We start from the raw sequence: 21730 nt of genomic DNA on the forward strand, positions 1-21730 counted from the left end.
ATTATTTTAACAGTTGATAAGTAATTAATGCGGCTACATAGGCCAAAGCCGTCATATAGACTAACTGTATAAATGGATATTTCCAGTTTTTAGTTTCACGAAGCACAATGGCCAGCGTACTCATACACTGCATGGCAAACGCGTAGAAAATCATCAGTGACAATCCTGTCGCAAATGTGTAAACTGGCTCTTGCGTACCACGTATCTTTTCAGACCGCATTCTATCCAGCAACGTGGCCTCATCATCAAAGTCTTCACCTACCGAGTAGATGGTTGCCATGGATCCAACAAACACTTCACGTGCAGCAAAAGACGTAATCAACGCAATACCAATTTGCCAGTTGTATCCCAATGGTTTGATTGCTGGTTCAATGGCATGACCAAGAATTCCAATGTACGAATTGGACAAGCTCACAGAAGACACTTCTTTCTCATATTCTTCTACTTGCTCTTCTTTGGTTGGTTCTGGGATCTTTGCTACTGCCTCCTCAATTCTATCTCCAGGTCCAAAGGTTGCCAACACCCACAGGATAATGGAAATACTAAAAATGATTTTACCCGCATCAAAAACGAATAATCTTACTTTTTCCCAAAGCGTCACGATCAGATTGTTCCAACGTGGCATTTTATACAATGGAAGTTCCATAACCAGGAAGCTCTTTTGCCTGGATTTCACAAATAATTTGAAAGCCAAAGCAGCCAACAAAGCAGCGACCACCCCAATCAGGTAAAGTCCTAAAAGCACCAATCCTTTCAGATTAATGAAACCAGCTACCATAGTGTCTGGCACTACCAGCGCTATCAATAAAGTATACACAGGAAGTCTTGCCGAACAACTCATCAAAGGAGTCACCATGATGGTGATCAATCGCTCTTTCCAGTTGTCAATGGTACGAGTGGCCATTATCGCTGGAATAGCACACGCCACACCGGAAATCAATGGCACCACGCTTCGACCATTCAATCCAAAAGGTCTCATGAATCGATCGAGGATAAACACCACACGACTCATATAACCGGTCTCCTCCAATATGAAGATGAAACCAAATAATAACGTAATCTGAGGAATGAAAATCACCACGCCACCAAGCCCAGGAATGATCCCTTCGGCAATTAGGTTGGTAAGCATTCCTTCTGGCAAGGTATCTTTCACCCAGGCACTGGCTGATACAAACAAAGTATCAATCAAATCCATTGGCCACTCTGACCAGGCATAAATAGCCTGGAAAATCACAAAAAGCACTCCGAGGAAAATCACATATCCGAAGAACGGATGCGTTAAGATTTTATCTACCGCACGGTGTCTGTTAATTAGTGATTTTGGGAGAGTCTTTTGCTTCACCACAAAGGAGAGCACCTGACGTATCTTTTTGTAACGATTCTCTACTCGTTCTTTTCTAACCTCTGGATCATCAATTAAGAACTGCCCTTTATCAAACTCACCACCCAAGAATGGCTCAGCAGTTTTTGCCGGCTTGTTCTCGATCAAATGGTCAATTAATTCATTGATCCCTTTACCCGTCCTGGCAACAATTGGAAGAATGTCTATTCCACCAAGGACCTCACTCAATTTTTCAATATCAATGACCAGACCTTTCTTATCAGCCACGTCGGTCATGTTGAGCGCCATCGTCACAGGCACACCCAAATCGAGTACTTGTGTAAATAGCAATAGATTTCGCTCCAGGTTGGAAGCATCCACTACTACTACTATTCTATCCGGATAGTCTTTATGTGTTTTATCTCTGAGTAGGTCATAAACCACCTTCTCATCCTGAGTCTTGGGGTATAAACTGTAGATTCCTGGCAGGTCCAGAATTTCTATTTCGCTATCTGATCGCTTTAGCTTACCAGATTTTTTATCAACAGTAACCCCTGGGAAGTTCCCAATTTTCTGATTAAGACCAGTAAGTTGATTAAAAAGAGACGTTTTTCCTGAGTTGGGATTTCCAACTAATGAGATCTTCATATTACTCCACTTCTACGAGTGATGCCTCATCTATTCTGAGAGACAATGTGTATCCATCCAAATCTATGGCGATTGGTCCGCCAAAAGGAGCTTTAAACACTACTTCAACAGTTTTTCCAGGGTATAATCCCATATCAACAAGCTTGGAAGTTACACCATTCGGTGAAAGACTCTTCACGGTAACGGCTTTATTGAGTTGAAGTAAATCTAATGTTTGCATCTATTTTCAGATTGAATACAAAATAACAGCGTGTGGTAAAGAAGTACAATCACTAGTCCTAGTGAATTACGCTTTCACCAAACCCGTCTCCAATGCATAGACTATAAGCTCTGTTGGAGACTTCAAATTTAATTTTTTCAAAATATTCTTCCTATGAGAATTTATGGTATGAACACTAACGTTTAATTCATCTGCTATCTGCACCGTCTTATGTCCCTTGGTGATCAACTGCAATACCTCATATTCTCTAGGAGAAAGATCGGTTGGTTCGCAATCCACTTCTTTGAATTCTTCCTCATTCTCCAACAGCACATCCAAAATTCGATTGCAATAAAATCGAGTATTCTTCGACACGGACTCTATCGCATTTAATATTTCACTTTGACTACACTGTTTGGTTACGATCCCTTTGATGCCCATATCAAGAAGCGGCTTTATATGCTCGCGCTTGTCTTCATTGGTAATCACCAACACATTGGTGGCTTTGGATTGTACTACCTGGTTTAAAAGAGATTTAAGAACAGGATCATTACCCTCATAGTCCATTAACAACACATCCGGGTGCTCCTGAAGTACTGATTTCATCACTTCATCAGCCCCTTCCACAACACCTGACAGCTCAAACTGATCTTTCTCATTCACCATGTGGATGAGCCCTTCACGTGTCAAAAACTGAAAATCTGAAATCAGAACTTTAATTTTTCTCATTTATTTAGAATCATTCTAAACAGCAAATCTAGTTGGTAAACCTGAAATAGACAATTTGGTTCCCATTTGATTGAATAATCAATAGCAACATCATTTGATTTTTTTGATAATCCTCCGCTATTCTTGGATAAATCATGCAATACAGTGTCTAATGTCAGGCTCATTTAATTACAGCCTTATTCATTAAATCACGTTGTTTCGGTTAATTTTGGTTATCAAAATTATTCATCAAATAATCTATAGATAGATATGGAATTCCGCACGGAACACGATACCATGGGGGAAGTAAAAGTACCCGCAGACAAATATTGGGGAGCACAAACTGAAAGATCAAGAAATAACTTCAAGATCGGTGGAGTAAATATGCAAATGCCCCTTGAAGTGGTAAAAGCTTTTGCTATTCTAAAGAAATCGGCGGCTCAGGCCAATCATGAACTAGGCGTGCTTGCTGGTGAAAAGAAAGATTTGATTGCTCAAGTATGTGATGAAATCCTAGAAGGAAAATTGGATGATCAATTTCCATTAGTAATCTGGCAAACTGGTTCAGGTACTCAGTCCAATATGAACTGTAATGAAGTGGTAGCGAATAGAGCGCACGTGATCAATGGCGGTTCATTATTAGATGACAACAAAATCATTCACCCGAATGACGATGTGAATAAGAGCCAGTCATCCAATGACACGTTCCCTACAGCGATGCACATTGCTGCTTACAAATTGATCGTAGAGAACACCATTCCAAAAGTTCAGAAACTAAGAGACACGCTAAAGGCTAAGTCAGATCAGTTTCAGGATGTCGTGAAAATCGGCCGTACACACTTCATGGATGCCACCCCACTTAGTCTTGGACAAGAGTTCTCTGGATATGTATCTCAATTGAACCACGGTTTGAAAGCTTTAGAGAACACCTTCGCACACCTAAGCGAATTGGCTCTTGGAGGTACTGCTGTTGGTACAGGATTAAATACACCACAAGGATATGACGTGTTGGTTGCGAAGAAAATCGCTGAAAACTCAGGTCTACCTTTCATTACAGCTGAAAATAAATTTGAAGCATTAGCTGCTCACGATGCAATGGTGGAAACACACGGAGCGTTGAAGCAATTAGCAGTAAGCTTAATGAAGATTGGCAATGATATCAGAATGCTGTGCTCAGGACCAAGAAGTGGAATTGGGGAGATCATCATTCCAGAAAATGAGCCAGGTTCTTCTATCATGCCAGGTAAGGTGAACCCAACTCAGTGTGAAGCTTTGACAATGGTATGTGCGCAGGTGATCGGTAACGACGTAGCAGTTTCTGCTGGTGGCATGTATGGACAGTTCGAACTGAACGTATTCAAACCAATGATGGTTTACAATGTGCTAACATCAGCTAGATTGATTGGTGATGCATGTGAATCATTCAATGATCACTGTGCTATCGGGATTGAGCCAAATTATCCAGTCATTAAAGAAAAACTGGAAAACTCATTGATGTTGGTAACTGCATTGAATACACACATTGGTTATGAAAATGCTGCCAAAATCGCGAAAAAAGCACATAAAGAAGGAACTACACTTAGAGCTGCAGCTATCGAATTGGGTCTTTTGACTACCGAACAATTTGATGAGTGGGTACGCCCTGAAGATATGATAGGTAGCTTAAAAAAGTAAATTTTTAGCTTTTTTTTAGTTATTTTAATACTTTAGTGTTAGTTATGTAAATAATTATGAATCAACAGATTATAAGTATGAAAAGAATTGTCGCACTTTCAGTATTTGTATTGTTCGTTGCAGTAGGTTTTAACGCAACTGCACAACTATCCAAATCAGAGAAAAAAGAGTGGAAAAAGAGAATCAAAGGATTGGATCCAGAGCAGTTCAAAACACTCGTAGAGGAAAATAAATCACTAAAAAGTCAAACAGCGAGCTTGAAAAACGAACTAGCTGGTGTGGATGACAAATTAGCTGATAAAGATGATCAAATCTCTTCTCTACAAAGTCAAGTTTCTAAGTTGAGAGACGAATTGGCTGATGCAAGTTCTAAACCAGCTCAACCAGTAAATGTTGACAGAGGTGGAATCAATGACCAGGTGGGTGTTGTATTCAAAGTTCAGATCGGAGCTTACAAAGCTTTGGACATGGGAGATACTTCTAAAAACATGGACAACTTTAGTCAAGAATCTCAAGATGGTTTGAACAAATACACCATTGGAGCATTCAGAGACTACTGGGAAGCTGATGCCTTGAAGAAATACCTTAGAAACATGGGCGTTTCTGGTGCATTCGTTGTTTCGTACAAAGACGGACAGCGTGTAGAACTGAAAGAAGTTCTTGAAGGAGTGACAAAATCATAATAGATATACGCTTTCTAAGCATAAAAAACCCTCCGCTTTGTCGGAGGGTTTTTTGTTTGTGTTAATTTTGTGGCTCATTTATTCCTATGATCCAATACAAAACCAAAGAAGAAATAGAAATAATGCGCGAAAGCGCATTAATCGTATCTAAGACATTAGGACTCATGGCTGAGCACATCAAGCCTGGAGTCACTCCATTAGAGTTGGATAAAATCGCTGAAGAATTCATCAGAGATCAGGGTGCTGTACCTGGATTTCTTGGACTGTACGATTATCCCAACACGATCATCACTTCAGTAAATGAACAGGTAGTCCATGGTTTGCCAACCAACAGACCTCTACAAGAAGGTGATATTGTTGGCCTGGATTGTGGTGCTTTTAAAAATGGCTACTACGGAGATCACGCTTACACTTTTGCAGTTGGAGAAATCCCTGATGACGTAAAGCAATTGCTTCGTGTAACTAAAGACAGCTTATATAAAGGAATAGAGCAAACAGTAGCAGGTAATAGAATAGGAGACATTGGCTATGCCATTCAAACCTACACCGAGAGCTTTGGATATGGAGTAGTACGTGAGTTGGTAGGCCACGGGCTTGGTAAGAAAATGCACGAATCTCCAGAAGTACCTAACTACGGCAAGAGAGGAAGAGGAGCCAAACTTAAAGAAGGATTGGTGATCGCTATCGAGCCTATGATCAACATGGGAACTCGAAGAGTTATTCAATTATCGGATGGCTGGACGATCGTCACTGCAGATAAAAAGCCTTCAGCTCATTTTGAGCACGATGTTGCCATAGTAGATGGAAAACCAGAAATTTTATCTAGTTACAAATACATAGAAGAAGCACTCCAGAAAAACGGAGGTTTCATCAGCTAAGAAATAAAAAAGGGTCACTTAATGCGACCCTTTTTTGATATTGCGTGTTCAAATAAAATACGTAATTGTAATTATAAAGTACCTTTTTCGGCCATTCGCTTCATTTTATCATTGGCGAAAATGGCCACTTCCACTCTTCTATTTTGAGCTCTTCCTGTAGAGGTAGAATTGTCGGCTATAGGTTGGTCTTCCCCATATCCCATAGTAGTTAATCGACTATTCTGAACGTCTTGCTGTGTCAAATAAGACGATACAGAACTCGCTCGCTTCTCAGAAAGTGTTTGGTTGTAAGAATCAGACCCTGAAGCATCTGTATGTCCTTCAATTAGTATGTTGGTGTTCTCATACTTGTTCAAAGTTTCCGCTAGTTCTTTCAGATTGCTTCTGGTTTCAGACTTCAAAGCGTATGAATCCAGTGCAAACAGTAATCCAGAATCAAAAGTGATTTTAATTCCTTCTCCAACTCTTTCTACTTCGGCACCTTCAAGATCAGCTCTTAGCTCTTCAGCTTGCTTATCCATATTTCTACCGATTAGCGCACCAGCAGTACCACCGACCGCTGCACCTATGATAGCACCTACGGCTGTATTGTCTTGAGAATTTCCAATTACCGCTCCTATTGCTCCACCGGCAGCTGTACCAATAGCACCGCCTTTTGCGGCATTTGAGGCTTTACATCCTGTCATCATCAATGGCATAGTAGCAATTGATAAGGAAAGCGTAACTGACATTAGTTGTATGTGTAGTTTTTTCATGATCATTAGTGAATTGTGATAACACCCACACTGATGCCAAAATGAGTCCAACCCTTTAAATGAGTAAATTTTGAGGGTTTGGCTCTAAAAAATAAATCATAATGAAATAGACATTCTCAAAATAAGAATCAACTCCACATGCCCTCTGGAACAATTTCCAATACATGTCCATCAGGATCTTCTAAGTAAAATGACTCATAGCTACCAGGCCATTTCTGACAATGAGTAATTTCAATACCTAGTACCTTAAATTTCTCTTTGGTCTCATTATAGTTGTCCTTTGCTACTTCGAATGCGATGTGCTGCTTTCCAGAAGCGAAGTGAGGTGGGAGTTCTTTCTCGCCCTTTGTTGCTTCAGCAATAAAACAGAGCAAGACAGATGTTCCCAATCTGAAGAAGACGTGTCGGTTAGGCACTTTAGAAATCAGAGGAAGCCCTAATTTATCATGATAAAATGCATAAGATTGATCTAAATCTGATACATATAGGCAGGTCTCTTTGATTTGGGTAAATTCCATGTGATTTTTGCATTCAATTAAAGATTTCCCTAATCGCTAAATGGTAACTTTGAGAGGTGTCCACAATCAGTAAGAAATTTTCACATTACCTCATGCGCTTTTTGGTGTGGCGTCTCAAGCACATCAGCGACAACAACTTCCTACTGATAGTTGCCGGAGTGATAGGCCTCACCGCGGGCCTTGCTGCAGTTACTCTCAAAACCACAGTACATTACGTTCAGCATCTGCTTCAGCGTAACCTGGACCTCACCAAAATCAACTACTTATATATAGTTTATCCTGCGGTTGGGATTATTCTTACCATTTTGTTACGCAGATTGGTACTAAAAGATACTCCTGGACATGGAATCACCCGGATTCTCCGGGCCATTTCCAAAAATTCCAGCCGGATTAGAAAGCGCTACATGTTTTCTAACATGGTCAAAAGTGCAATTACAGTTGGTTTCGGTGGATCTGTTGGACTAGAGGCACCTATTGTGGTAACTGGGTCTGCTATAGGCTCCAACTTTGGGCAATTTGTCCACCTAGATTATAAAAAGAGAACCTTACTTATAGGTTGTGGAGCTGCCGGAGCTATTTCAGCCATCTTTAACTCACCTATCGCAGGGGTAATCTTCGCAATAGAGGTAATCCTGACAGAAGTCAAGATCAGCAAGTTCATTCCTATACTTATCGCATCTGTAAGTGGACAATTAATCTCCATTATTCTATTAGGTGAAGATGTGCTTTTCTCGTTTAAAATTGTAGATAGCTTCGAAGCATCCGATACAGGCTACTACATTTTATTAGGTGTTATTTCAGGACTGGCTTCACTCTATTTTACTAGAGTAAATTATATCACAGAAGACTTCATCGAAGGCATAAACAATGCCTATGCTAGAGCAGCCTTAGGTGGCCTGGCACTAGCACTGATCATTTTCGTATTCCCACCAATCTATGGTGAAGGCTATGACTCCATCTTATCTTTGTTAAAAGGCAATCACGAGCGCTTTTTCAGCGGTAGCTTTTTTTACTCCTTGGCTGATCAAGATCTGGTCATCATAGGTGTTCTTTTCTTAATTACCCTGGTGAAACCCTTTGCTACAGCATTAACAATTGGCTCAGGTGGTAGTGGGGGAGTTTTCGGCCCATCATTATTTATGGGTGGAGTTGTTGGATTCTTGTTTACCAAAGTAGTTAATGTCATTCATCCATCGGGCGCTATCAGCTCAAGCAACTTTACCCTGGTAGGAATGTGTGGTGTGATGAGTGGTGTTCTTCATGCTCCACTCACAGCTATATTCCTTATCGCGGAAATCACTGGTGGATATATGTTGTTTGTTCCGTTGATGATAGTCTCTGCTATCAGCTTTACGACGATCTCCTATTTTGAAAAACACAGTATCTACACCAAACAATTGATTGAGAAAGGTGACCTGATCCAATATGATAGAGATCGAATTGTACTGAGTTTAATAGACCTCAAAAAGATCATCGAAAAAGACCTACTTTCTATTCACCCGAATGCTCCGCTGAAGGACCTGGTAGATCTGGTAAAGATTAGCAAACGAAATATATTCCCAGTAATCAATGAAGCCGGTGAACTGGAAGGAATTGTGACCCTGGATGACATCAGAGAGATCATGTTTGATCGAGAAAAACAGAATGCACTGATAGTCAAGACCATAATGCAGAAACCACCTGCACAAGTTAGCCCTCAGGAAAAAATGCAATCTGTGATGAATAAATTTGAGTTAACACAAGCATGGAATCTACCAGTGATAGACGAGGGTAGGTACATCGGTTTTGTCTCAAAGTCCCGTATATTCAATGCATACAGAAAGAAACTGATACGTCAAACGAAGGAATAATCGTCATTCCAACGCGTGAGAGCTGTTTTTCCACATTTTATGGCTTAAAATTTTCGAAATTGAGATATCCACATCGACTTGATTGAGCAACAGCTATGTATCTTCTTGTTTTTCAGATACTTATAAGTGCATTTTAGAGGTATGTGGATAACGTGCATAAAATGTGAATAAATAATTTTTTGTGGAATTGTACTCAAAACCTAGTTTTTGTAAGTTCCCATTGGAAAAGTGTCATAGGTGATTTGCTTATAAATTATGAAGCAACATGGGAAATTACCTATGCAGTACAATTCATGTTATGGATTTATTAACTGTAAACCATCACAAACAACCATTTTAAAGCGTGCAATCTTAGAATAGTACAATGAATAAAATATTCCAACTTTTTGAACTGAAATACGTATGTAGTAGCATGCGTCAAATCATAGCGTTTGGAATCATTTTATTGTGTCTTGGAGCGAATGCGCAAGAGGTTAAATTGATTTCGGTTGAATCACTTGATAATATGATTGCCGAAAAAGGTGATCAGGTAAAAGTGTATAATTTTTGGGCTTCATGGTGTGGCCCTTGTGTGAAAGAAATGCCATATTTCGAAGAACTCAATTCTTCAAAAAGCGCCGATGTAGTGTTTATAAGTCTGGACTTTCCAGAAGACATGGGCAAAGCGCAAAAACTTATTGAAAAGAAGAGTATTCAATCTGATACATATCTTCTCAACTCCACAAATTACGACGAATACATCCCTAAGATAAGTGAGGCATGGAGTGGTGCAATACCAGCAACACTTTTTGTATCTCCATCGGGTAAAAAATATTTCTACGAAAAAGCATTCGAGAAAAGTGAGCTCGAACAAGTAGTAAAAAGTTTAGCTTCGAAATGAGTGATCTTATGAAAAAAACGATACTTGTAATTACAGGACTATTAGTAACTGTGGCAGTCCTTTTTGTAAATGCCACTGATGCCAGCGAAAATGGATATGATGTCGGTGACTATGCCGAAGATTTTTCATTGAAAAATATTGATGGTAAAAGTGTCTCTTTATCTGGCTATACTTCAGCTAAAGGGTTTATTGTGGTATTTACCTGCAATACCTGTCCCTATGCAAAAGCATATGAGCAAAGAGTAATCGATCTTGATAAGAAATACGCAGCTAAAGGGTTCCCTGTAATTGCCATCAATCCAAATGACATCAACAAACAACCTGATGATAGTATGGACAAGATGGTGGAGCGAGCAAAAGAAAAAGGATACACATTCCCTTATTTGCGTGATGATAGCCAGGAAGTGGCCACAGCATATGGAGCTACTAAAACTCCTCACGTATATGTTTTGAACAAAGAAGCAGCGGGCAAATACAAAATTGAGTACATTGGTGCTATTGATGATAGCCCAAGAGAAGCAGCAGATGCCAGCGAAAAATATGTAGAAGACGCAGTAAATGCGCTACTAGCAGGCAAAAAACCTGCGGTAACTAGCAAAAGAGCCATTGGTTGCACCATTAAATGGAAAGATGCTTAATTACCAAAAGATACCAGTTACAGGTAGAGGCAGCTCGTTAGGGGCTGCCTTTTTTTATTTAAAGACTCTCTTATAAATCGGCTTTCGATAAAGAAACTGCCCCATCAATACTGGATACATGATCAGATCTGTAAGGAATGTCCCTGTAGAATACTTGATATCATCAATAATTACGGATCCTGTACCTTCTTTTTCCACAACATGTCGATGTGTCCAGGATTTAAGAAAGAATGGAAGTTTGATTCCCTGGTCTACAAAAAGCCATTCATTTTCAGTTTGGGTATCCTGAGTAATCTCACTAGTCCAGGTCTGCTTGAAAAATATAAAATTCAACTGCAACGACACTATGTCGCCTGTTTCACACCCTCCGAACTCCAATAGCCTAACCGGTGGAAAAGGTGGATTAAGAGAAAGAAACAATTTTTCAGTAAAACCTGATTTGACCCGTTGCAGATCTGAGTTCACTCGAGTCTTTATGGTGATCTTCATGGCTAATAAACCAAATCATCAAGGAGTTGTTTTAGCAGCCCGATACGTCAATTTTCGCCACACATACTCCAATGGCCCTTGTTTGAAGTACATTGAATACCAGTAAACCACCAGAAGCTGCACAGCCCAGCCACAAAGTATGACAACCAAGAGTTCTGATCTGGACAATAGATTGAAGTAACCGAAACCATATCCATAAAAGAACAAAACTCCTTGAAGAGTCTGAAAGATGTAAACGCTCAAAGCCATCTTGCCAACCTTGTTAAGGATTGTCAAAGGCTGATTCAATTTTTGGTAGAACCCATTCAGTAGTAGCACATAGCCAACAGCAAGTATTTCTTTAGCCAACGTTTCTGTCCATGCTCGCCAATAACTGAGAATTGGCTCATGTGAGTAGAACGTCCAGTGTGCACTACGCAGATAATTAATAAGTAAGCCGACTGATATGACCACAAGAGTCCATAACCAATACCCCTTGACTGATTGGTAATCTTGGAACACCTGCATTCTCCATAACCAGACTCCGGCCAGCATAAGAATTAGCGTTCGGATCAGAATACCGGAATAAAATATCTTCCCAGAATTAAAACCTACATGCTCTAGATTTTCGTCAAAGTTGGACCAATAATCTCCAAGTCTAGGATTATCATCATCATACGATTCTTGCTCAGGCTGACTTGTTACTCTCTCCCAGGATTCAATACTTTTATTTTGCTCAGCACTTCGATCTACAGAAGTTACCGCAATAGCTTCTTGGAAGTCTTCAAATTTGGACTGACGACTATCTACACGCTGATAGTCATTGTAAAACAAAACTAGTGACAAGGCCAGAATAGAAAATAGAATCCCTTTCTGAGAAAACGATCGAAAAGGAATCAAAAGAAGTCCGCATATGGCGTAATGATGTAAAATATCTCCTGTCCACAAGAAAATACAGTGAACCACACCAATAACGAAAAGCCAAAGCAAGCGTCTACCGTAGACGTCCATGGATTGAAGTCCAAGTCCTCTTTTTTCCAAGTTGCCAAGAAATATATCAAATCCAACCGCAAACAAGAGTGCAAAAATTCCAAAGAATTTACCCTGAAAAAGCCAATACACCCAGAATCTAACTTCATGATCGAGAGACGTCTCAAACCCATAGGCTGCTGGCTTAAAGGGAGCTGGATAGCTAAATGACTCCATATTCATAACGAATATGCCCAGAACAGCTATCCCTCTAATAAAATCTAATCCGTGAATTCTCTCTGAAGAATGATTCATTTACAGAGATGCGATGCGGATTGCTTTGCTCAATCTATCTGCAATATCTTTCTGACCAGACTTGGAAAGCATCCTTTTCTCCATTTCTGGATTTGAAAAAACACCTAAGATCGCCATAACCGAAGGGCACTTGGCTTCACGCAATACTCGGTAGTTGGAATGACCTACAGATCCACAATCTTCATCATCAAATTGCAGCGCCATCACTCTGGCAATACGCTCTGATTGCTCAGCATACGGCATGCCCTCATCATAAATAAACAACTGCAATTCTCGATCACTATCCATGGTCTCTACATGCAAGGACACATTCAAATCAGCTTGTTCTGTAAGTTTTATTCTTTCCTCAAGAGTCAAATAGGTATCATCTGATCGAGACATCACCACTTTGATATTAGTGCCTGCAAACTCTTCTTGTAATAGCTTAGCCACACTCAAGACTACATCTTTTTCTTGGTGGCCTTTTTTATTATTGGTTCCCGGATCCTTTCCACCATGTCCGGCATCAATCACCACAACAAATTCTTTTTCAGGATTCGCCAATCCACTGACCGGTTTTACAACAAATGCTGATAACAGCGTCATTGATGCAATTAGAATGGAACTCCATTTGAGTGCTTTTACTGTTCTCGTTGACTCTTTTTTGGTAATCATGTGCAATCTGCTTTTAAGTGAAACAAAAGAAAAATTACTTGCCAGAGCCAATTGAGGACGGTGGTTTTGGGAGACGCCAACGACCTTGTACAAATAATCTTTAATATCTGAATTGTATCGTATTGCTTTTTGGTCCGCTTCAAATTCGTGATTGAGTGATATGGACTTTCTATAGAGATATACCAATGGATTGAACCAATAAGCAATCATTAATAGCTCTGCTAATAAAATATCAACAGAATGAAACTGTTGAACATGAACCAACTCGTGTGCCAACAAATGCTCATCCTGTTGCTGCTCTTTACTGCATAGGAATACCATATTCCAAAATGAAAATGGCTGGCTCAATCGCTCATTGATAAATATATTTTGCTGATCTGTAGCATTACTTTGAAGCCGGATCTGCCTGATTTTAAGCAATCCGTTAATAAAACGAACCAGCATCAATCCAACTCCTACCAGATAAATCATCACTAGAAATAATGTCCAGGAAAAAATCCAGGCAGAATCATTCACATCAACTTCTGTTTCCTCAAACGTTGGTACGATAGAAGTTGCTGTTTCCAAAATCTCCAGGCTTCCATGGGATTGTTCATTTTCAATCGATAAGAATTCCACTGGGATAATGATGAAAGGAATAATCAATGAGATGATGAGTGCTCCAATCAAAAAGAACCTGTTCGCAACAAAGGCTTTTTCTTGTTTGAGGAATATATGATAACTGATCAGCCCAAAAGCCAGAAACAGCGATGAAAGAATTAGATATCTAATCATGACTCTTTGCGCTTTTCTTCTATTTCCTCCTCAATCATGCGTTTGAGTTCTTCCAACTGGTCTACAGACAGCTCCGTTTTCTTAGCGAAGAATGACCCAAACTGTGCCGCTGAATTATTAAAAAAGTCCTTCATCATGGTCTTTATCTGGCCTGAGAAATAATCTGTCTTGCGAATTTTGGGGTAGTACTCTCTTACACTTCCACGCTGCGTAAATCCGATATAGTCCTTCTTAATCATTCGAGTAACCATAGTAGCCACAGTAGTGTACGCAGGTTTTGGATCTGGAAACTCTTCTACTAAATCCTTCATGTAGGCTGTATCAAGTTTCCACAGATACTTCATGATTTGCTCTTCGCTTTGATTGAACTTCATACTACAATCATAATAGTGATACTACAAATGTAGTAATTATATTCAATAATAAAAGGCTCTGATATAGGAGCCTTTTAATTCGAGCTTTTATTGCTCTGTTTTACCAGACTGTGTTTTTAATAAATCTCTAATTTCTTCGAGCAATACCTCTTGCTTTGGAGGTGTAGGAATTGGAGTTGCTTCTTCTTTCTTTCGCTCGTACTTATTATAGGTCTTTATGACCATAAAAATCACAAATGCTGTGATTAAAAAGTCGACTACTCGCTGAATGAACAGCCCATAACTTATGGTAACAGCAGCTGCCTCTTCTGTCGCTTCTTTTAAAACATAAGCCAATTCACTAAAATCTACACCCCCTAATATAATCCCAATTGGAGGCATTAAGATGTCATTCACAAACGAAGTAACAATCGCCTTAAAAGCAGCACCTATGATCACAGCCACAGCTAGATCCAATATGTTGCCCTTCATTACGAAGGCTTTAAATTCTTTGAGCATTTTCATAGAGAGTCTATTTATTGAGTTTGATTAGAATCAATATTGAATTGAACCATCAGAGTTAGGAAAAAGACTTACGCTCTTTCCATTTTACTAAAAATAAGCATTTGGTCAATTAAATCACATCAAAGCGAAGAGATCCAGCAAATTAACAACGCCTTCAACACGGATATAGAAATTCAGATGCAACAGAAACAATTAATTTTATTTTATGCAATCGTTTGCATTTAAAATTATTTCAATTTACTTTAGTAGACTAAGTAGTTAATTGCAATTATTCTATAGTGTCCGCAGTGACTCATTGCTTAATCGCATGAGTTCGGGTCTAATTAGTATTTTCACTCTACTCACTCCACCTACCGTGAGCTAAATACTAAAAGACCTTTTTTAAGAAAATAGTGCGCAATCGTTTGCACTGAAAATTCAATAAACAAACAATTAAAATCACAATGAAAAAAGTACTCACAAATTCTATCAGGATTAGTCTAACCTTAATCTTGATATTCTCCTGTGCACAATTTGCACAATCTCAATCCCTAGGAACCAACTACTCAATAGGAGCAGGATCAGATGGCACCAGTAAAGCAAGTGGGACATCCTATGGCAATGTAAGAGACGGGGATTTAGGTTCGTATTGGTCACCAAATAGCACAACCAATGAAAGAATTTCCATCAAATCCCTGAATGGTCAAACACTGAATGCAGTGGTTATAGAAGAAATAGGTAATCGCATACAAAACTGGGAAATAAGGCAGGATAATTCAGGGAGCCTGGTTACATCAGGAAACGGAATTCCTTCCAATGGACTAATCACCTTTAGTTCTCAGTCCTTTGACAAAATAAGTTTGATCATCCTCAGTTCAAGTGGAACTCCTCAAATAGCGGAATTTGAAACCTACAACTCTTCTGGAGGTACCACCCAATACACCGTCAGCACTTCAACTAACGGAAGTGGAACCGTGACAGGTGGAGGAAGTTATTCTGCAGGTTCTGTCATCTCATTGACCGCTAGCCCATCCTCCGGATATCAATTTGATGGATGGTCTGGTGATGCCTCAGGAACTAGCAATCCTATAAATGTCACCGTTAATTCTAACCTGAACATTATTGCCAATTTTATCTCTGGCAACAGCTCTAGTTCGGTTTCATTGGATGCTGCAGGCAGCAATGGATTTTGTGGAGTAGATGGTGATGTAGAAACAGAACATTCAGGATATACTGGTTCTGGTTATTCCAATACTGATAACGCTTCCGGAAACAGCGTTAACTTCTCAGTAAATAGTACCACTTCTGGAAGTTACAGCCTTGAAATAAGGTACGCTGCTACATCATCAAGACCAGCCAATGTTGTGGTAAACTCCAGTACACAAGTTAGCTCACTAAACCTACCTTCTACCGGCGCCTGGGCTAGTTGGAACTCAGTCAGCACTTCCATCAATCTGACCTCAGGAAACAACAGCATTTCCCTTGTAGCAACATCTGGGGAAGGGCTACCCAACATAGATAGAATTGTGGTAACTGGCCCTGGCACACTATCTAGCGCGTCATGTGATGGTGGAGGCGGACCCGATCCAGAATACTATTCATTATCAGTTTCTAGCAACCCGGGCAACGGAGGGTCTGTATCAGCTAGCCCATCTGGAAGTACCTACCAGGAAGGAACTCAAGTCACTCTGACCGCAAATCCGGCAAGTGGCTACAATTTCGTAGGATGGAGTGGTGATGCTTCCGGCTCTAGTAGCACCATATCTGTAACAATGAATGAAAACAAAAACATCACTGCGCTCTTTAGCAACGGAGGGAACCCTCCTGTGAATACCAACCTGGTTGGTTGGGCGACACAAGCAGGTGGAACAACTGGAGGCGCTGGAGGTGTAAGTGTCACTTGCTCTACAGGAGACTGTATTCTGGATGCAATAGATCAAAAAAAGGATGACATTATCACTCAGCCTTTAACGATTTACGTCAACGGAACAATTACACCTTCCAACACATCTGCCACTAAAATTGACATCAAAGATGTACGAGATGTTTCGTTAATCGGTGTAGGAACAAGCGGTGAATTTGACGGAATCGGCATCAAAGTATTTCGCGCTGGAAATGTGATCATACAAAACGTGACTGTTCATCATGTGAATATCGGAGATAAGGATGCTATCAGCATAGAAGGCCCTGCCGATCATGTATGGGTAGACCATTGTGAACTATATGCGCAATATCAGGGAGCAGACAAAGATTACTATGACGGACTTCTAGATGCAAAAAGTGATTCTGAATACATCACCTATTCCTACAACTACTTGCACGACAGCTGGAAAATGATGCTAGTAGGCAGTTCTGATAGTGATAGTGACGATCGAAAAATCACCATCCATCATAACTATTTTGATAATGTCAATTCACGCATGCCTCTGTTCAGGTTTGGTAATGGACATATTTACAATAACTATTACAGTGGTGTAGCTTCTACCGGAATCAACTCCCGAATGGGCGCCTGTCTTAGAGTAGAAAACAACTACTTTAAAGATTCTCAAAACCCAATAGTCTCAGCATATAGTGATGATCTAGGAGGCACTGATGAAAGCGGAAATATTTTCGATAATGTCACAGAGAACTTTAGTGGAGATATTAACGAACCCTATGCGTGTTCTGCTACTATTCCTTACAGCTACTCCACGAACACTGCGGTGAATGTGCCTTCCGTAGTGGTTGCTAATGCTGGGGTAGGTAAACTAAGCAACTCGAGACTCGGACTTCCGTCTGATGAACTAGTACAAAAAGAAGAGGTTATTGTCTATCCAAACCCAACTCTTAATGAGTTGCAAATTGCGGTACCAGACTTCAATGGACAAGAAAATCTTAGGATAGTTGATTTGAGCGGTGTAGAAGTAATGAAAATGAAATTGACCAACGAACAACAAAAAATTGATGTCAGTTCTCTTTCAAAAGGTACATACGTGCTTCAACTAAACAATGGTAGTTACACCCGAATCAAAATGTTCATAAAAGAATAAATGAACTTAGCGGGGCTGTCTCAAAAGGTGTCATTTCGACTTTGGAGAAATCCATCTTATATTTTAACATATTGATAATCATATGAGTAAGATTTCTCGTTACCTCGAAATGACATATGAAAGTAGCTTTTGAGACAGCTCCTTTTAAAGTGATTTGGCTTTATCCCAATATTCATCCATTTCATCCAGACTCATCTCTGAGAGCGTTTTCCCATCCTTCTTTGATTCTGATTCGAGGTAATTGAATCGTTTAATGAACTTTTTATTAGTTCGCTCAAGCGCCTCCTCCGGATTGATGTCTATAAATCTTGAATAATTGATCAGTGAAAAAAGCAAATCACCAAATTCATTCTGAGCCTTTTCCCGATCGATTCGAGACTCATCTTCAATGTTGAATTCTTCTTTGAATTCATTCATCTCTTCTTCTACTTTCTCCCAAACCTGCTCTTTTTTCTCCCAATCAAAACCGGCACCTCTTGCCTTTTCTTGAATTCGCATGGCTTTTACCATAGCAGGCAATGAACCAGGCACTCCTCCAAGTACCGATTTATTACCTTTTTCCTTCAATTTGATTTTTTCCCAATTTTCCTTAACCACATTTTCATCCTCCGCTTTTACATCTCCATAAATATGCGGATGTCTACGAATTAGCTTCTCACAGACCTCAGTCAACACATCAGAAACATCAAACGCACCTTTCTCGGAACCGATTCTCGCATAAAAAACCATATGCAACATCAGGTCTCCAAGTTCCTTTTTCACCTCTTCCATGTCATTTTCCAGGATCGCATCGCCCAGCTCATAAGTTTCTTCGATAGTCAAATGACGAAGCGACTCCATTGTCTGCTTTTTATCCCAGGGACAATTTTCCCTGAGTTCGTCCATGATAGTAAGTAGACGATCAAAAGCATTGAGCTTCATGGCACGTTTAGGGTCTGGTTGCGTTAAATTTCTTGACATAATGAAATCATTGTGAGATCAGGATTGTTACAGGTGTGAGTTCAGAAAAACTGACTTTCAACTCAATTTCGATGAATAGATAAGAGAAATCTAGCCATTGATTCGGGTTGAATACAAATATTCTTATTTTTGCGTCAAATTGTAACCCTATGGCTACTGTATTACTTGGAATTGGATTTATCGCATTGTTTTTCGTATTGATGTCAGTAAGACTGATTTTCAAAAAAGACGGAGAATTTAAAGGCACTTGTGCTTCACAAAGCCCTTTTCTTAACAAAGAAGGAGCTACATGTGGCTATTGCGGTAAAACCATGACAGGAGAAGAATCCTGTGGAAAAGAAGATTCCGAGGTGAATAAGGTTATGGCTAAATTTAGCTAATAGACCCACTACTAGTATAACCGTTTAGAATATCGTCAACACCGTACAGGGCTTTGTATGCCTTGTCTAAAACCTAAATACCAGATTGTCACTAATTAAATCTATCTCGGGTCTCCGCGGCACTGTCGGAGGCAAAGTTGGAGAGACTCTCACGCCTATTGACGTAGCAAAATTCACTGCCGGTTTTGGCATGTGGATCAAAGAAAGACACAGCGAACCCAAAGTGGTCATAGGTAGAGATGCCCGACCATCAGGAAGCACTTTCAGATCAATCGTGGAAAGTACCTTAAGAGCACAAGGAATTGATGTGGTAGATCTTGATCTATCAACAACTCCTACAGTGGAAATGGCCGTGGTGAATGAAAATGCTCAAGGTGGAATTATCTTAACTGCAAGTCACAACCCATCAGGATGGAATGCATTGAAACTTCTGAATGAGAATGGAGAATTCATTTCTGCAGAAGATGGCAAAAAAGTATTGGAGTGGGCTGAGTCCGCTGACCTGGAGTTTGTTGATCCTAAGAAATTTGGTTCTTACGACACTAATGATTCCTACATCGACTGGCATATAGATCAAATTCTTGCCCTTGACCTGGTCAATGTAGAAGCAATTAAAGCTGCTGGATTCAAAGTAGCGGTTGATGCAGTGAACAGTACAGGAGGAATTGCTGTACCTAAACTCTTAAAGAAACTCAATGTAGAGGTTACAGAACTATACTGTGAACCAAACGGAGTTTTCCCACACAACCCAGAACCACTCCCGGAAAACATTACCCATATCTGCAGCGAAATAGCTGGAGGCAATTATGATCTTGGATTTGTTGTGGATCCAGATGTGGATCGATTAGTAATGGTTTGTGAAGATGGCGTATCATTTGGAGAAGAATACACGCTTGTTGCTGTTGCGGATTATGTATTGAAAAAGAAACCTGGCAATACCGTTTCAAACCTTTCTTCCACAAGAGCACTTCGTGATGTGACCGAGAAGAATGGTGGAAGCTACACTGCCTCTGCCGTAGGCGAGGTGAATGTGGTTACGGAAATGAAAGCACAAAACGCTGTAATCGGTGGAGAAGGAAACGGTGGAGTGATTCTTCCAGAGCTTCACTATGGTAGAGATGCTTTAGTAGGTATTGCGTTATTCCTTTCACACTTGGCTGAGTTCGGCAAGAGTGTGTCGATGCTACGTTCTACCTATCCAAACTACCATATTTCTAAAAACAAGATTGAGTTAGATCCATCACTTGACTTGGATAAGGTTTTGGAAGGGTTAAAAGCACAATACTCCAAAAACAAATTCACTACAATCGACGGGTTGAAAATTGAGTTTGATAAAGAATGGGTGCACTTAAGAAGATCCAATACTGAGCCTATTATTAGAATTTACGCTGAGTCGGAAAGCCAGTCAACGGCTGATCACCTGGCACAAAAGCTGATGATGGATATCAAGGAATTGATCACACCTGTTTAAGCTATTCCAGAATATCTTTTCCGAATAACTTCAAAAACTTATATCGAATATAAACCCAGTGTCGGTTGGCACTAATTGGTTTTGAAGATTTTGTGGCTGGCCATTTTTGGTCAGCCATTATTATTTTCTCAGCTTTCTCCTGAAGCCAACGCTCTTGCACATAGTCAGAGAAATTGAGATACAGCTTCTCCTCTGCAACATGGTAAGAACTCATCTTTGGCTTGGCTTTATAGCCATTTGCTGCACCAAAAGCACAGAACCCTCCATACTGAGGCAAGTATTTTGCAGGGTTATTTACAACAAATAAATCAAGGTTTTGCTGATTGGCAAACCGCCATTCCAGTTCTTGATAGTGATGAGAAAAGGTTGAGCTCCCTTTCAATGGCCGATCAAGGAAGTAACTCACGACATCATACCCTTCTAATGCAAGACCATTTTTATGATATATTGGCTTGTCATCCATCATTAATCCCATACTATTTCCCCACTTTTAGCCAACTCTACTAGCTTGTGAATTTGACGCTCTGTGTTTCTGACTTCCGACAGAGGTGGCAATTCATCCAAACCAAAAAAACCTCCATCCAATGCTTCATGACCAACATTCAATTCACCAGAAACAATCTCGCACAAGAAATTGATCTTATAGACATATCGAATATCATGTGGGTGATCTTGCTTGGCTTTATCCCAAACTGATAAAATACGCACTGGCTTCACCGTAATTCCAGCCTCTTCAAACACTTCTTTGGCAACATTCTCCGAAGCAGAATATCCAATATCACACCAGCCTCCAGGCATGGCCCATTTCTGATCTGTTTTCTCCTGAATGAGGAGTATTTTGTCATCTTTCAATACGACTCCTCGAACGTCCACTTTTGGAGTTGGATAATCGTCATCCAAATGGTCAAAATGAAATTGAATGGACTCTAATGGAGCATTGGAAAGATTAGCCAACAAATCATTGGTCATATCCCGCATTTCTTCATATCGCTCAATGTCATAAGGGTTTTCGGTATACGTTAATCCCGTTTTTGCCATTGCCTGAATACGCTTCAGGTACTCCAAAATATTCCGGTTCATTTGCTTATCCTCCATAGTTCT

At 40.0% G+C, this 21730-nt stretch carries 22 protein-coding genes; 9 read left to right on the forward strand and 13 right to left on the reverse strand.

Translation table 11 applies throughout. The features are described from left to right. Nucleotide 1: 1 nt before the first annotated feature. From feoB to NXS00_RS12835, 3 genes are all read right to left on the reverse strand, one after another. Entirely contained in the window at nucleotides 2-1969 is a 1968-nt protein-coding gene (gene feoB, locus NXS00_RS12825) for a ferrous iron transport protein B (RefSeq protein ID WP_258099608.1), read from the reverse strand. A gap of 1 nt (nucleotide 1970) precedes the next feature. Continuing rightward, nucleotides 1971-2189, reverse strand: coding sequence for a FeoA family protein (locus tag NXS00_RS12830; protein WP_258099609.1), 219 nt, complete (start codon nucleotides 2187-2189; stop codon nucleotides 1971-1973). Nucleotides 2190-2255: 66 nt separating this feature from the next. Beyond that, complete coding sequence (locus tag NXS00_RS12835) at nucleotides 2256-2897, reverse strand: response regulator transcription factor (protein WP_258099610.1); 642 nt, start codon at nucleotides 2895-2897, stop codon at nucleotides 2256-2258. Between the two features lie 249 nt (nucleotides 2898-3146). Between NXS00_RS12835 and fumC the strand changes: the two genes are divergently transcribed. The 3 genes from fumC to map all read left to right on the forward strand — a co-directional run bounded on the left by fumC (nucleotide 3147) and on the right by map (nucleotide 6111). After that, nucleotides 3147-4550 (forward strand): class II fumarate hydratase, encoded by a 1404-nt coding sequence (fumC, locus tag NXS00_RS12840; protein ID WP_258099611.1) that lies wholly within the window; start codon nucleotides 3147-3149, stop codon nucleotides 4548-4550. 77 nt (nucleotides 4551-4627) lie between these two features. Continuing rightward, a complete protein-coding gene (locus NXS00_RS12845; RefSeq protein ID WP_258099612.1) occupies nucleotides 4628-5233 on the forward strand; it encodes an Ezrin/radixin/moesin family protein in 606 nt (201 codons plus the stop codon). 86 nt (nucleotides 5234-5319) lie between these two features. Further along, entirely contained in the window at nucleotides 5320-6111 is a 792-nt protein-coding gene (gene map / locus NXS00_RS12850; protein WP_258099613.1) for a type I methionyl aminopeptidase, read from the forward strand. Nucleotides 6112-6182: 71 nt separating this feature from the next. On the opposite strand, the gene NXS00_RS12855 is transcribed toward map, so the two are convergent. Further along, nucleotides 6183-6842, reverse strand: coding sequence for a YiaD family glycine zipper/OmpA-like lipoprotein (locus NXS00_RS12855; protein WP_506530936.1), 660 nt, complete (start codon nucleotides 6840-6842; stop codon nucleotides 6183-6185). Between the two features lie 152 nt (nucleotides 6843-6994). Then, a complete protein-coding gene (locus NXS00_RS12860; RefSeq protein WP_258099615.1) occupies nucleotides 6995-7384 on the reverse strand; it encodes a VOC family protein in 390 nt (129 codons plus the stop codon). 56 nt (nucleotides 7385-7440) lie between these two features. Between NXS00_RS12860 and NXS00_RS12865 the strand changes: the two genes are divergently transcribed. The 3 genes from NXS00_RS12865 to NXS00_RS12875 all read left to right on the forward strand — a co-directional run bounded on the left by NXS00_RS12865 (nucleotide 7441) and on the right by NXS00_RS12875 (nucleotide 10752). Next, on the forward strand, nucleotides 7441-9234 hold the full coding sequence (locus NXS00_RS12865) for a chloride channel protein (protein ID WP_308709065.1): 1794 nt from the start codon (nucleotides 7441-7443) through the stop codon (nucleotides 9232-9234). A gap of 364 nt (nucleotides 9235-9598) precedes the next feature. Further along, nucleotides 9599-10114, forward strand: a complete 516-nt coding sequence (locus NXS00_RS12870) for a TlpA family protein disulfide reductase (protein ID WP_258099616.1) — start codon at nucleotides 9599-9601, stop codon at nucleotides 10112-10114. Between the two features lie 8 nt (nucleotides 10115-10122). After that, nucleotides 10123-10752: a thioredoxin family protein gene (locus NXS00_RS12875; protein WP_258099617.1), complete on the forward strand. Its 630-nt coding sequence runs from the start codon at nucleotides 10123-10125 to the stop codon at nucleotides 10750-10752. 54 nt (nucleotides 10753-10806) lie between these two features. Here NXS00_RS12875 and NXS00_RS12880 read toward each other — a convergent pair whose 3' ends face one another. The 5 genes from NXS00_RS12880 to mscL all read right to left on the reverse strand — a co-directional run bounded on the left by NXS00_RS12880 (nucleotide 10807) and on the right by mscL (nucleotide 14810). Continuing rightward, complete coding sequence (locus tag NXS00_RS12880; RefSeq protein WP_258099618.1) at nucleotides 10807-11241, reverse strand: SRPBCC family protein; 435 nt, start codon at nucleotides 11239-11241, stop codon at nucleotides 10807-10809. An 18-nt stretch (nucleotides 11242-11259) separates the two neighbouring features. Then, complete coding sequence (locus NXS00_RS12885) at nucleotides 11260-12504, reverse strand: DUF418 domain-containing protein (protein WP_258099619.1); 1245 nt, start codon at nucleotides 12502-12504, stop codon at nucleotides 11260-11262. Beyond that, a complete protein-coding gene (locus NXS00_RS12890; protein ID WP_258099620.1) occupies nucleotides 12505-13932 on the reverse strand; it encodes an N-acetylmuramoyl-L-alanine amidase in 1428 nt (475 codons plus the stop codon). Beyond that, nucleotides 13929-14306, reverse strand: a complete 378-nt coding sequence (locus NXS00_RS12895; protein ID WP_258099621.1) for a BlaI/MecI/CopY family transcriptional regulator — start codon at nucleotides 14304-14306, stop codon at nucleotides 13929-13931. Before NXS00_RS12895 ends, NXS00_RS12890 begins: the two co-directional genes overlap by 4 nt. Before the next feature lie 87 nt (nucleotides 14307-14393). Beyond that, nucleotides 14394-14810, reverse strand: a complete 417-nt coding sequence (mscL, locus tag NXS00_RS12900) for a large-conductance mechanosensitive channel protein MscL (protein ID WP_258099622.1) — start codon at nucleotides 14808-14810, stop codon at nucleotides 14394-14396. Nucleotides 14811-15253: 443 nt separating this feature from the next. Between mscL and NXS00_RS12905 the strand changes: the two genes are divergently transcribed. Then, on the forward strand, nucleotides 15254-17818 hold the full coding sequence (locus tag NXS00_RS12905; protein WP_258099623.1) for a pectate lyase family protein: 2565 nt from the start codon (nucleotides 15254-15256) through the stop codon (nucleotides 17816-17818). Nucleotides 17819-17962: 144 nt separating this feature from the next. On the opposite strand, the gene mazG is transcribed toward NXS00_RS12905, so the two are convergent. Beyond that, nucleotides 17963-18778, reverse strand: coding sequence for a nucleoside triphosphate pyrophosphohydrolase (gene mazG / locus NXS00_RS12910; RefSeq protein WP_258099624.1), 816 nt, complete (start codon nucleotides 18776-18778; stop codon nucleotides 17963-17965). Nucleotides 18779-18927: 149 nt separating this feature from the next. Between mazG and NXS00_RS12915 the strand changes: the two genes are divergently transcribed. Next, nucleotides 18928-19158, forward strand: a complete 231-nt coding sequence (locus NXS00_RS12915; RefSeq protein WP_258099625.1) for a hypothetical protein — start codon at nucleotides 18928-18930, stop codon at nucleotides 19156-19158. A gap of 85 nt (nucleotides 19159-19243) precedes the next feature. Further along, the gene (gene glmM / locus NXS00_RS12920) at nucleotides 19244-20629 is read left to right on the forward strand and encodes a phosphoglucosamine mutase (RefSeq protein ID WP_258099626.1); all 1386 of its coding nucleotides are present in this window, start codon (nucleotides 19244-19246) and stop codon (nucleotides 20627-20629) included. A gap of 1 nt (nucleotide 20630) precedes the next feature. Here glmM and NXS00_RS12925 read toward each other — a convergent pair whose 3' ends face one another. Both NXS00_RS12925 and NXS00_RS12930 read right to left on the reverse strand, forming a co-directional pair. Next, nucleotides 20631-21104: a YHS domain-containing (seleno)protein gene (locus NXS00_RS12925; protein WP_258099627.1), complete on the reverse strand. Its 474-nt coding sequence runs from the start codon at nucleotides 21102-21104 to the stop codon at nucleotides 20631-20633. Next, complete coding sequence (locus tag NXS00_RS12930) at nucleotides 21095-21724, reverse strand: NUDIX hydrolase (RefSeq protein ID WP_258099628.1); 630 nt, start codon at nucleotides 21722-21724, stop codon at nucleotides 21095-21097. The genes NXS00_RS12925 and NXS00_RS12930 overlap by 10 nt, the downstream gene beginning before the upstream one ends. Nucleotides 21725-21730 lie beyond the last annotated feature (6 nt).

The organism is Marinoscillum pacificum (assembly GCF_024714495.1).
In the GTDB taxonomy this organism is placed as follows: Bacteria; Bacteroidota; Bacteroidia; order Cytophagales; family Cyclobacteriaceae; genus Marinoscillum; species Marinoscillum pacificum.

Bases quoted from the DNA above. Each gene is read 5' to 3' on its own strand.
- mscL (WP_258099622.1), bottom strand. From the start codon at position 14,810: ATGAAAATGCTCAAAGAATTTAAAGCCTTCGTAATGAAGGGCAACATA.
- NXS00_RS12860 (WP_258099615.1), bottom strand. From the start codon at position 7,384: ATGGAATTTACCCAAATCAAAGAGACCTGCCTATATGTATCAGATTTA.
- NXS00_RS12905 (WP_258099623.1), top strand. From the start codon at position 15,254: ATGAAAAAAGTACTCACAAATTCTATCAGGATTAGTCTAACCTTAATC.
- NXS00_RS12830 (WP_258099609.1), bottom strand. From the start codon at position 2,189: ATGCAAACATTAGATTTACTTCAACTCAATAAAGCCGTTACCGTGAAG.
- NXS00_RS12895 (WP_258099621.1), bottom strand. From the start codon at position 14,306: ATGAAGTTCAATCAAAGCGAAGAGCAAATCATGAAGTATCTGTGGAAA.
- fumC (WP_258099611.1), top strand. From the start codon at position 3,147: ATGGAATTCCGCACGGAACACGATACCATGGGGGAAGTAAAAGTACCC.
- NXS00_RS12880 (WP_258099618.1), bottom strand. From the start codon at position 11,241: ATGAAGATCACCATAAAGACTCGAGTGAACTCAGATCTGCAACGGGTC.
- NXS00_RS12855 (WP_506530936.1), bottom strand. From the start codon at position 6,842: ATGTCAGTTACGCTTTCCTTATCAATTGCTACTATGCCATTGATGATG.
- mazG (WP_258099624.1), bottom strand. From the start codon at position 18,778: ATGTCAAGAAATTTAACGCAACCAGACCCTAAACGTGCCATGAAGCTC.
- NXS00_RS12845 (WP_258099612.1), top strand. From the start codon at position 4,628: ATGAAAAGAATTGTCGCACTTTCAGTATTTGTATTGTTCGTTGCAGTA.
- map (WP_258099613.1), top strand. From the start codon at position 5,320: ATGATCCAATACAAAACCAAAGAAGAAATAGAAATAATGCGCGAAAGC.
- NXS00_RS12915 (WP_258099625.1), top strand. From the start codon at position 18,928: ATGGCTACTGTATTACTTGGAATTGGATTTATCGCATTGTTTTTCGTA.
- NXS00_RS12875 (WP_258099617.1), top strand. From the start codon at position 10,123: ATGAAAAAAACGATACTTGTAATTACAGGACTATTAGTAACTGTGGCA.
- NXS00_RS12870 (WP_258099616.1), top strand. From the start codon at position 9,599: ATGAATAAAATATTCCAACTTTTTGAACTGAAATACGTATGTAGTAGC.
- NXS00_RS12890 (WP_258099620.1), bottom strand. From the start codon at position 13,932: ATGATTAGATATCTAATTCTTTCATCGCTGTTTCTGGCTTTTGGGCTG.
- NXS00_RS12885 (WP_258099619.1), bottom strand. From the start codon at position 12,504: ATGAATCATTCTTCAGAGAGAATTCACGGATTAGATTTTATTAGAGGG.
- NXS00_RS12930 (WP_258099628.1), bottom strand. From the start codon at position 21,724: ATGGAGGATAAGCAAATGAACCGGAATATTTTGGAGTACCTGAAGCGT.
- NXS00_RS12835 (WP_258099610.1), bottom strand. From the start codon at position 2,897: ATGAGAAAAATTAAAGTTCTGATTTCAGATTTTCAGTTTTTGACACGT.
- NXS00_RS12925 (WP_258099627.1), bottom strand. From the start codon at position 21,104: ATGGGATTAATGATGGATGACAAGCCAATATATCATAAAAATGGTCTT.
- feoB (WP_258099608.1), bottom strand. From the start codon at position 1,969: ATGAAGATCTCATTAGTTGGAAATCCCAACTCAGGAAAAACGTCTCTT.